The following is an 11,873-nucleotide window of genomic DNA, read 5'->3' on the forward strand; positions in this document are numbered from 1 at the left end:
CGGTTGGGTGATCCGATCGAGGCGCAGGCGTTGATGGCGGTGTACGGGTCGGTGGGGCGGCCGTTGTGGCTGGGGTCGCTGAAGTCGAACCTGGGCCACACGCAGGCCGCCGCCGGAGTCGCCGGGGTCATGAAGATGGTCCTCGCCCTGCAGCGCGGTCTGCTGCCCAGGACACTGCACGTCGACGAGCCCTCGCCCGAGGTGGACTGGTCGGCGGGATCCGTACGGCTGCTGACCGAGCCCGTCCCGTGGCCGGGCGGTGAGCGGCCGCGGCGCGCAGGCATCTCGGCCTTCGGCGTCAGCGGCACCAACGCGCACGTCATCATCGAGGAGCCCCCCGCCCAGGACCTAGAGCCCGACCCCCGCCCGGCCGGTGCCGGCCCCGTCCCCTGGATCCTCTCCGCCCGGAGCCGCGACGCGCTGGCGATGCAGGCCGAGCGACTGCTGACGTTCCTCGACGAGGACCCGGACCGCGACCTGGCCGACGTCGGCCTCTCCCTGGCCACGACGCGGGCCGCGATGGAACACCGGGCCGTGGTCGTCGGCAGCCGGGCACCGCAGTTCATGCGCGGGCTCACCGCGCTGGTGGACGGCCAGGACGCGCCGGGCCTGACCCAGGGCGTCGCCCGTACGACGGGTCGTACGGGTTTCGTGTTCTCGGGTCAGGGTGGTCAGTGGGCGGGGATGGGGCGGGGCCTGTACGAGCGGTACGAGGTGTTCGCCCGGGCGTTGGACGAGGTGATCGAGGCTCTCGGTGGCGGGGTGCGTGAGGTGATGTGGGGTGATGGGGAGCGGCTGGCGTTGACGGGGTGGGCGCAGCCGGCGACGTTCGGGGTGCAGGTCGGGCTGGTGCGGTTGCTGGAGTCGTGGGGGGTCCGGCCGGATGTGGTGCTCGGGCATTCGGTGGGTGAGGTGGCGGCGGCGTATGTGGCGGGGGTGTTGTCGCTGGAGGATGCGTGCCGGTTGGTGGGGGTGCGGGCGGGTTTGATGCAGGGGTTGCCGTCGGGTGGGGCGATGGTGGCGATCGGGGCGTCGGAGGAGCGGGTCCGTTCGGTGCTGGTGGCCGGTGCTGAGGTGGCGGCGGTGAACGGTCCTTCTTCGGTGGTGGTGTCGGGGGAGGCCGCGGCGGTGGCGCGGGTGGCGGCGGGGTTTGATCGGGTGCGGGCGTTGCGGGTGTCGCATGCGTTCCATTCGGGGTTGATGGAGCCGATGCTGGCCGACTTCGGTAAGGCGTTGGAGGGGATCGACTTCGCGGCGCCGGGGCTGCCGTGGGTGTCGACGTTGACGGGTGGGTTGGTGGAGGGGTGTGGGGCGGGTTATTGGGTGGATCAGGTGCGGGGGGTGGTGCGGTTCGCTGATGCGGTGGGGGTGGCGCGGGGGTTGGGGGTGACGCGGTTCGTGGAGATCGGCCCCGACGGCGCGCTCACCGCGCTCATCCAGGAGGCCCTCGACGAGCCCGGGGAGATCGTCGCCACCCCCACGCTGCGCAAGGACGGTGACGAGCCCGCCGCGCTCCTTTCCACGGCGGCCACCCTGCACTGCGCGGGCGCGCAGGTCGACTGGCCCGCCGTCATCGGCGGTGGCCGCCTGGTCGACCTGCCCACCTACCCCTTCCAGCGCCGCCGCTACTGGGTGGAGGCCACCGCCGGAGACGCCGGCGCCGGTGAGCACCCCCTGCTCGGCCCGGCCACCGAGATGGCCGACCGCGGCGGAGTGCTGTTCACCGGCCGCATCTCCGCCGGGACGCACCCCTGGCTGACCGACCACGCGATCGGAGGCGCCCTGCTCTTCCCCGGCACGGGCTTCGTGGAGATGGCCGTCCGCGCCGGGGACGAGGTCGGCTGCCGCCGGGTTGAAGAGCTGACCATCGAAGCGCCGCTGGTCGTGCCCGAGCGGGCCGGCGTGCGCCTCCAGCTGTCCGTCGACCCTCCCGACGCGTCGGGCGCCAGGCGGATCAGCGTGCACTCCCGCGCCGAGGACGCCGCCGAGCACGCCTCCTGGACCCGGCACGTCACCGGGGTGCTGGTGCCGGAGAGCGGGCCGGAGAGGTTCGACCTCGCCGCATGGCCACCGCCCGGCGCCCGGCCCCTGCCCGCCGACGGGATGTACGACGATCTCGCCACGCGCGGATTCTCGTACGGACCGGCCTTCCAGGGGTTGCGCACCGTGTGGAGACGCGATGCGGAGATCTTCGCCGAGGTGCTGCTCCCCGAGACCGCCCACACCGGCGCGGACCGGTTCGTGCTGCACCCGGCGCTCCTGGACGCCGCACTCCAGGCGATCGGCCGCGGCGCGACGGACGCCGAGCCCCTGGTGCCCTTCTCCTGGGAGCGGATCGAGACCTACGCCACCGGCGCCACCGCCCTGCGGGTGCGGGTACGGCCCACAGGCACCGGAGCGGTGTCCCTGGACGTCGCCGACTCGACCGGCAGCCCGGTCATGTCCGTCGGATCACTCCTGCTCCGCCCCGCCACCCCCGTGGCGAGGCGGGCGGCGGCCGCCCCGGCGACCGCGGACGCGCTGTTCGGCGTCGACTGGCGGCGCGTCACGGCCGACCAGATCGAAGCCGACGGCTGGGCGGTGATCGGTCCTGACCACTGGGGCCTGGCCGAGGCGTTCCCCGGCGACCCCCGGACCGCCGAGGTGCTCGTGGCGGCGTGCGGCGGCGACGTGCGCGAGGAGACGCACCGGATGCTCGGCCTCCTCCAGGCCCACCTGACGACCGCCGCCAGGCTGGTCGTCGTGACCAGGGGAGCCGTCTCCTGCGACGGGGAGACCCCGGCCGACCTGGCGGGCGCCGCCGTCTGCGGGCTCATGCGCTCGGCCCAGGCGGAGGAGCCCGACAGGATCACGCTCGTGGACCTCGACTCTGCCGACGACATGGAGCGGTCGATCGCGATGATCCCGGCCGCGGTCGCCACCGGCGAGACCCAGACGGCCGTGCGGCGCGGCGTCGTCCGGGCCCCCCGCCTGGTCCACATGCCGGTTCCCGCGCTGCCTTCGGCGTGGGACCCGGACGGAACGGTTCTGATCACCGGCGCGAGCGGGGCGCTGGGCGGCGCCGTGGCCCGCCACCTGGCCGGCACGCACGGCGTCAGGAACCTGGTGCTGGCCAGCCGCCGGGGTGCCGACGCCCCCGGCGTCACCGATCTGCGCGAGGCGCTCACGGAGCTGGGCGCCGGCGTCTCGGTCGTGGCCTGCGACGTGGCGGACCGGGAGGCGCTGGCCGCCGTCCTGGCGGGCATCCCGGACGAGCTCCCGCTGCGGGCCGTCGTGCACGCCGCCGGTGTGCTCGACGACGGCGTGATCTCCTCGCTGACCCCCGAGCGGATCGACGCCGTGCTCAGGCCCAAGGTGGACGCCGCGCTCGCGCTCGACGAGCTCACCCAGGACCGCGACCTGTCAGCCTTCGTGCTCTTCTCCTCGGCCGCCGGCGTGCTGGGATCACCGGGTCAGGGCAGTTACGCGGCGGCCAACGCGTTCCTGGACGCGCTGGCCGCCAGACGCAGATCGGCCGGGCTCGCCGGCACGTCGCTGGCCTGGGGAGCCTGGGACGCCGGAGGCGCCGGCATGGCCGCGAGCATGGACGGCGCCGCGACGGCCAGAACCGCGGGGATCGGGATCCGCGCGCTGACCGTCGAGCAGGGTTTGACTCTCCTTGACACCGCATGTGCCCTAGGTGAGGCTCTGATCGTGCCGATCCAGCTCGACGCCGAAGTGCTGACGCACCAAGATCCTGACGTCCTGCCTTCGGCGCTGCGCGGACTCACCCGACCGGCCGCCCTGCGGTCCGCCCAGGGGGCCGGGAGCGAGAACGGCACACCGCTCAAGCGGCTGGCGGGCATGCCCGCCCACCGGCGGTTGCCGGTCGTGCTGGATCTCGTACGGACGCACGCGGCCGAGATCCTGGGCTACCCGGACCCGGCGCAGATCGATCTCGACGCCACCTTCACGGACGTCGGCTTCGACTCGCTGTCGGCCGTGGGCATCCGCAACAAGCTCACCCTGGTCACCGGGCTCAAGCTGCCGGCCGGCATGATCTACGACTATCCGACCCCGCGATCGCTGGCCGAGTATCTCCTCGCGCAACTGGCGCCGGAAGCGGGACCGGAGCCGGGACCCGAGGACGACGGGGACGACCCCGCCGTCCGCGAACTCCTCGCCTCGATCCCCGTGGCGCGCCTGCGAGCGGCCGGGCTGCTGGATCGCCTGCTGACGCTGGCGAGCGATCCGCCCGAGCCCGAGGACGGCCGGCCGCGGGAGCGGGAGTCGATCGACACCATGGACAGCGAGGCGCTGATCCGTATGGCGCTGGGAGACGCCGAGTGAAGGGTCTCTCCCGCGGTATCCCCCCGACCCCCCGATCTTCTGGAGGCTAGCGAATGCCGGTCAGTCACCCGATCGAGACCAGAGGTCTGCGAAAGTCGTTCGGCGACGTCGCGGCCCTCGAATCGGTCGACCTCAAGGTCGAGAGGGGCATGCTGCTCGCACTGCTCGGTCCCAACGGCGCCGGCAAGACCACAGTCGTGCGCATCCTCAGCACGCTGCTGCGAGCCGACGGCGGCGTCGCGTTGGTGAACGGCCACGACGTCGCCAAGGATCCCCGGGCGGTGCGCCGGGCCATCGGGCTCACGGGCCAGGAGACAGCACTCGACACGGTGCTGACCGGCCGCGAGAACCTGGAGATGATAGGCCGCCTGTTACACCTGGGACGCCCCGCCGCCACCAAGCGCGCCATCGAGCTGCTGGAGCTGTTCGGCCTGGTCGATGCGGCGGACCGGGAAGTCAGGACCTACTCCGGCGGCATGCGGCGCAAGCTCGACCTCGCGGTCAGCCTGATCGGCTCGCCGCCGGTGCTCTATCTCGACGAGCCGACGACGGGCCTCGACCCCACGAGCCGGGAGGCGATGTGGGAGACGATCACGAAGCTCACCGCCGGGGGCACCACGATCCTGCTCACCACCCAGTACCTCGAAGAGGCCGATCAGCTCGCCGACAGGGTCGCCGTGCTCAACCACGGCCGCATCATTGCCGAGAACACGGCACAGGAGCTGAAGAGACAGGTCGGGCCCGAACGCGCCGAGCTGACCGTCGCGGCCGACGACGCCGACCGGCTGCGGGCGTTCCTCGACGGCGAGTCCGTCGACGCCCAGACCGTGAGCGTGCCCGTCTACAGTCCGGGCGACGTCCGCGACCTGCTCAACCGTACGGCGGAGGCCGGCTTCGAGATCCAGCAGATCGCCCTGCGGCAGCCCACGCTCGACGACGTGTTCCGCATGCTGACCAGCACCCCCAAGGAAGGCGTGAAATGACGGCAGAAGCGCTGGTCGCGCAGGAGCGATCCGGTTGGTCCACCGCCTTGGGCGACTGTGCGGAGATGTCGCGCCGGAGCGTGCGCCACCTGACCCGCAACGTGGACGAGGTCATCCAGGCCTTCGTCGTGCCCATCCTCCTCCTGCTGATGTTCCGCTACCTGTTCGGCGGCGCGATCAAGGTCGACGGGCCGACCTACGTGAACTACCTGGTCGCCGGCGTCATCGTGCTCAGCGTGGCGTTCAACACGCCGTCGACCGCGGTCGCGATCGCCAACGACCTGCAGTTCGGCTTCTTCCAGCGTCTGCGTTCGATGCCGGTGTTCCAGCCGGCCGTGCTGGTCGGGCACGTCGTGGCCGCGAGCCTGCGCAGCATCATGGCCGTCGTGCTGGCGGTCGGGGTGGGATGGCTGATCGGGTTCCGCCCGGTGGCGAGCCTGGGAGACTGGCTGGCCGCCCTGGGCCTGCTGCTGGTGTTCATCCTGGCGATGGGCTGGCTCGCCGTGCTCATCGGCGGCGTGGCGGGCAGCGTCGAGGGCGCGGGCGGGCTCTCCTTCATCCTGGTGATGCTGCCGTACGCGAGCAGCGCGCTCGTGCCGCCGGCCAGCATGCCGTCGGTCCTGCGCGCCGTGGTGGAGAACCAGCCGTTCACGCCGCTCATCGACGCGACCAGAGCGCTGCTCATCGGTACGCCCGTCGGCAACAGCCTGTGGCTGGCCCTGGCGTGGTGGGTGACGATCCTGGTGATCGGCATGGCGGTCACCATCCGCTACTTCGGCCGCCGGGGCAACCAGTGACCGGCGGCCACCCCTAGGTGGCTCCCGGCCTGATAGTGGCAGCGTAGGGGTCGTTGCGTCCCAGTTTGGGTCGTTACCGTCTGGGATGGCCGGTGAGCCGAGCCGGCCGGAAGGGCGACCTGACATGGAGACGTCCGTCGAGCGGATCGTTGAGGCGCTGCGCAAGCAGATGCTCGAGAACGAGCGGCTGCGAGGCGAGAACGAACGGCTCAGCACGGCGGCCGACGAACCGGTGGCGATCATCGGGATGGCGTGCCGGTATCCGGGCGGCGTCACCACCCCTGAGGAACTGTGGCGGCTCCTGGTGTCCGGGGGCGACGGCGTCGCCGCGTTCCCGACCGATCGCGGCTGGGATCTGGACGGGCTCCACGACCCCGAACCGGGTCTGCCCGGCAAGTCGATCACCACCGAGGGCGGGTTCCTGTACGACAGCGGGGACTTCGACGCCGAGTTCTTCGGCATCTCCCCGCGTGAGGCCCTGGCCATGGACCCCCAGCAGCGGCTCCTGCTGGAGGTCGCCTGGGAGGCCATCGAGAGCGCCGGCATCGACCCCACCACCCTGCGCGGGACACCCACCGGCGTCTTCGGCGGCGTCATGTACCACGACTACCTGGAGAGCACCAACGGCAGCCTGGTGACCGGCCGGGTGGCCTTCTCGCTGGGCCTCGAAGGCCCGGCGGTGTCGGTGGACACGGCGTGTTCGTCGTCGCTGGTGGCGTTGCACGTGGCGAGTCGGGCGTTGCGGTCGGGGGACTGCTCGCTGGCGCTGGCGGGTGGCGTGACCGTCATGACCACGCCCGACATGTTCACCTATTTCAGCCATCAGCGCGGGCTGGCGGCGGATGGGCGGTGCAAGGCGTTCGCGGCGGCCGCGGACGGCACCGGCTGCTCGGAGGGCGTCGGGCTGCTGCTTCTGGAGCGGCTGTCGGACGCGCGGCGGCTGGGCCATCGGGTGCTGGCGGTGGTACGGGGCAGCGCGGTGAACCAGGACGGCGCCTCCAGCAGCTTCTCCGCGCCGAATGGTCCGTCGCAGCAGCGGGTGATTCGGGCGGCGTTGGCGGCTGGGGGGTTGTCGGCTGCTGATGTGGATGCGGTGGAGGCGCATGGTACGGGGACGCGGTTGGGTGATCCGATCGAGGCGCAGGCGTTGATGGCGGTGTACGGGTCGGTGGGGCGGCCGTTGTGGCTGGGGTCGCTGAAGTCGAACCTGGGTCATACGCAGGCGGCTGCGGGTGTGGGTGGCGTGATCAAGATGGTGCTGGCGTTGCGTCATGGTCTGCTGCCGCGGACGTTGCATGTGGATGTGCCGACGCCGCACGTGGATTGGTCGGCGGGGTCGGTGCGGCTGCTGACCGAGCCTGTGGCGTGGCCGGGTGGTGGGCGGGTGCGGCGGGCGGGGGTGTCGTCGTTCGGGCTGAGCGGCACCAACGCGCACGTCATCATCGAGGAGGCGCCCCCCGAGCCAGAACCGGCACCCCCGAGCGTGGCCCCGACGTCCGTGCCGTGGCTGATCTCGGCCAGGACCCCGCAGGCGGTGAGCGCCCAGGCGGCCAGGCTCGCCTCCTTCGCCGCGGCCTCGCCCGGCGTCCGGCCGCTGGACGTGGCCCGCTCCCTGCTGACCTCACGCGCCCGGATGGAACACAGCGCGGTCGTCGACCCCGAGGACCTGCTCCGCGGCACCGCCGCCCTCGATCCCGTCGCCCGTACGACGGGTCGTACGGGTTTCGTGTTCTCGGGTCAGGGTGGTCAGTGGGCGGGGATGGGGCGGGGCCTGTACGAGCGGTACGAGGTGTTCGCCCGGGCGTTGGACGAGGTGGTCGAGGCTCTGGGTGGCGGGGTGCGTGAGGTGATGTGGGGTGATGGGGAGCGGCTGGCGTTGACGGGGTGGGCGCAGCCGGCGACGTTCGGGGTGCAGGTGGGTTTGGTGCGGTTGCTGGAGTCGTGGGGGGTCCGGCCGGATGTGGTGCTCGGGCATTCGGTGGGTGAGGTGGCGGCGGCGTATGTGGCGGGGGTGTTGTCGCTGGAGGGTGCGTGCCGGTTGGTGGGGGTGCGGGCGGGTTTGATGCAGGGGTTGCCGTCGGGTGGGGCGATGGTGGCGATCGGGGCGTCGGAGGAGCGGGTCCGTTCGGTGCTGGTGGCCGGTGCTGAGGTGGCGGCGGTGAACGGTCCTTCTTCGGTGGTGGTGTCGGGGGAGGCCGCGGCGGTGGCGCAGGTGGCGGCGGGGTTTGATCGGGTGCGGGCGTTGCGGGTGTCGCATGCGTTCCATTCGGGGTTGATGGAGCCGATGCTGGCCGACTTCGGTAAGGCGTTGGAGGGGATCGACTTCGCGGCGCCGGGGCTGCCGTGGGTGTCGACGTTGACGGGTGGGTTGGTGGAGGGGTGTGGGGCGGGTTATTGGGTGGATCAGGTGCGGGGGGTGGTGCGGTTCGCTGATGCGGTGGGGGTGGCGCGGGGGTTGGGGGTGACGCGGTTCGTGGAGATCGGCCCCGACGGCGCGCTGACCTCCCTGGTCGGCGACTGCGTGCCCACCATGCGCCAGGGCCGCGACGAGCCGGACACCCTGATCGCCGGGCTCACCCGGCACCACGCGGCCGGAGGCTCCGTCGACTGGGAGTCCTTCTTCTCGGGCACCGGAGCGCGCTCAATCCCGCTCCCCACCTACGCCTTCCAGCACAAGCGCTACTGGGAGACACCCGCCCCGGCCGTCGACGTGTCGGCCGCCGGGCTGGAGGTCACCGACCACGCGATACTCGGCGCGGCCGTTCCCCTGGCCGAGACCGGCCAGGTCGTGCTGACCGGCCGGACATCCCCGGCCGCGCTGCCGTGGCTGGCGGAGCACCGGGTGCTGGGCCGCTCCCTGCTGCCGGGATCGGCCTTCGTGGAACTGGCCGTCCGCGCCGCCGACCAGGCGGGTTGCGGCCACGTCGAGGAGCTGAGCCTGCGCGCCCCGCTGCCGCTCCCCGAACGCGGCCCGGTCCAGATACAGGTGGCCGTGGGCGAACCCGCCGAAGACGGTTCGCGCTCACTGACGATCCACGCCCGCCCGGAGGGCCAGGATCTGCCGTGGACCCTGCACGCCGAAGGCACCCTCACCCCCTCGGCCCCGCCGCCCGACTTCGACCTGGGCGCGTGGCCGCCGCCCGGAGCGGAGCCGCTCGACCTCGACGGGCTCTACGACCGCCTCGCCGCCCAGGGGTTCGCCTACGGTCCCGTGTTCCGCTGCATGCGCGCGGCCTGGGCGAGCGGCCCGGACGTCTACGCCGAACTGGCCCTGCCCGAAGGAGCGGGAACGGACGGCTTCGGCATCCACCCGGCGCTGCTCGACGCCGCGCTGCACGACCCGGTGGCCGACACCGACCGGGCGGCTCTGCCGTACGCCTGGAACGGGGTCTCGCTGTACGCGTCGGGCGCCACGAGGCTGCGCGCGCACGTCGCGCTGGACGGCCCGGACAAGATGGAGCTGCGGCTGGCGGACCCGAGCGGCAGGCCGGTGGCGCACGTGGCGCGCGTCACCGCGCGCCCCGCGTCGGCCGCCGGTCTCGACGCAGCCGAGCAGCGGACGGGCGAGACGCTGCTGGGCCTGACCTGGCGGCGGCGGGAGGCGCCCGGCGCCCCCGCCGGCCGGTGGGTCGTCCTCGGCGACGACGACCTGGGCATCCCCCAGGTGTCCGCCGTCCATCGCGATCTGGCCGCGCTGACCGGCGCCGTCGAGGACGGGGAGCCCGTGCCCGACGTCGTCGTGCTGCCCGTACGGGCGGACGGCGGCGACGACGTGCCCGCGCGGATCCGCGACCTGTGCCACCGCGTGCTCACCACCCTGCGGACGTGGCTGGCCGACGACCGTTTCGCCACCTCCCGCCTGGTGGTGGTGACGGGGGGAGCGGTGTCGACCGGGCCGGGCGACGCCGCTCCCGACCTCGTCGTCGCCCCCGTCTGGGGCATGGTCAGGTCCGCCGAGGTGGAGAACGGCGGCAGGTTCGTGCTGGCCGACCTCGACGCGGGCGGCGGCGGCCTGCTCGCCGGCGCGCTCGCGCTGGACGAGCCGGAGCTGGCCGTGCGCGGCTCCGACGTCCTCGTACCGCGTCTCACCCGTGCCCGGACCCCCGGCGTGCGGCCACCGTGGGCGGGGGACGGCACCGTCCTGATCACCGGCGGCACGGGCGGCCTGGGCCGGCTGGTCGCCAGACACCTGGTCCGTACGCAGGGCGTCCGTCATCTGCTGCTTCTCTCGCGGCGCGGCGCGGACGCCGAGGGCGTGGCCGAGCTACGCGCCGAGCTGGCGTCGGCGGGCGCGGAGGCGCGGGTGGTGAAGTGCGACGCCGCCGACAGGGACGCGCTCCGCGGCGTACTGGCGGCCATCCCGCATGACCGGCCGCTGACCGCTGTCGTGCACGCCGCGGGGGTCGTCGACGACGGCGTCGTCACCGCCCTGACCCCCGAACGGATGGACGCCGTCATCCGGCCCAAGGTCGACGCCGCCTGGAACCTCCACGAGCTCACCTCGGACCTGTCGGCCTTCGTCCTGTTCTCCTCCGTGGGCGGCATCTGGCCGGCCGGGGGGCAGGCCGCCTACGCCGCGGCCAACGTGTTCCTCGACACGCTGGCCCAGGCGCGCCGGCACGCGGGCCTGCCGGCGACCTCGGTCGCGTCGGGCATGTGGGCGGAACCCGGTGGCATGAGCGGCCGGGTGGACCACCTCTCGCTCCAGCGCATGAACCGCACGGGAGCCGGCATGCTGTCCCCGGCCGGCGGACTCTCCCTGGTCGACGCGGCCGTCGGCGCCGAAGCAGCGGTCCTCGTACCGATCATGCTGGACCTGAAGCCGCTGCGGGCGCCCGGGGCCGAGGTGCCGGCGATCGTGCGAGAGCTCGTCCCCCCGCCCCCCAGACGCGCCGCCCACGCGGCCGCCGAGGGACGAACCGACCTCCTGGCCCGGCGCCTGGCCGGGGCGTCGGAGAGCGAGCGGGACCGGATCCTCCTCGACCTCGTCCGCGAGCGGACCGCGACCGTGCTCGGCCACGCCGAGACCGGGGCCGTCCCCGCCGACCAGGCCTTCCGTGAGCTGGGCTTCGACTCGCTGACCGCGCTGGAGCTGCGCAACGGGCTCAACGCGGCGACAGGGCTGCGGCTGCCTTCGACGCTGGTGTTCGACCACCCGAGCGCCCGCGCCGTGGCCGCGCACCTCAAGGAACGACTCCTCGGCGCCGGGCCCGCGGAACGGCCGCCGGCGGCCCGCCGCGAGCCCGCCGGCGACGACCCGATCGCGATCGTCGGGATGGCCTGCCGCTACCCGGACGGCGTGACCTCGCCCGAGGATCTCTGGCGCCTGGTCGCGGACGGCGTCGACGCCATCACGCCGTTCCCGCGGGACCGCGGCTGGGACGTCGAGGGCCTGTACGACCCGGAACCCGGCGCGCCGGGCAAGTCCTATGTCCGCACGGGCGGATTCCTGCGCGACGCCGCGGAGTTCGACGCGGAGTTCTTCGGCATCAGCCCCAACGAGGCGCTGGCCATGGACCCGCAGCAGCGGCTGCTGCTGGAGGTGTCGTGGGAGGCGCTGGAGCGGGCCGGGATCGACCCCGCCTCGCTCAGGGGCAGCGCCACCGGCGTCTTCACCGGCGTCATGTACCACGACTATCCGGGACAGGCGGCCGGAGGATCGATCGCGTCCGGCCGGGTGGCCTACACGCTCGGGCTGGAGGGGCCGGCGGTGTCGGTGGACACGGCGTGTTCGTCGTCGTTGGTGGCGTTGCATGTGGCGGGT

4 protein-coding genes are annotated in these 11,873 nt (G+C 73.2%); all 4 read left to right on the forward strand.

What is annotated here, in order from left to right; genetic code table 11:
- Positions 1–3: 3 nt before the first annotated feature.
- Positions 4–4,329 (forward strand): type I polyketide synthase, encoded by a 4,326-nt coding sequence (locus ACGFI7_RS41600; protein WP_393415355.1) that lies wholly within the window; start codon positions 4–6, stop codon positions 4,327–4,329.
- A 53-nt stretch (positions 4,330–4,382) separates the two neighbouring features.
- Positions 4,383–5,312, forward strand: a complete 930-nt coding sequence (locus ACGFI7_RS41605) for an ATP-binding cassette domain-containing protein (protein ID WP_393415346.1) — start codon at positions 4,383–4,385, stop codon at positions 5,310–5,312.
- Positions 5,309–6,109 (forward strand): ABC transporter permease, encoded by an 801-nt coding sequence (locus tag ACGFI7_RS41610; RefSeq protein WP_393415349.1) that lies wholly within the window; start codon positions 5,309–5,311, stop codon positions 6,107–6,109. The genes ACGFI7_RS41605 and ACGFI7_RS41610 overlap by 4 nt, the downstream gene beginning before the upstream one ends.
- Positions 6,110–6,233: 124 nt before the next feature.
- Positions 6,234–11,873: SDR family NAD(P)-dependent oxidoreductase (locus tag ACGFI7_RS41615; protein ID WP_393415352.1), on the forward strand; the 5,640-nt coding region annotated here is incomplete at its 3' end.

The sequence above is a fragment of the Nonomuraea sp. NPDC048826 genome (genome assembly GCF_043198225.1).
Taxonomy (GTDB): Bacteria; Actinomycetota; Actinomycetes; order Streptosporangiales; family Streptosporangiaceae; genus Nonomuraea.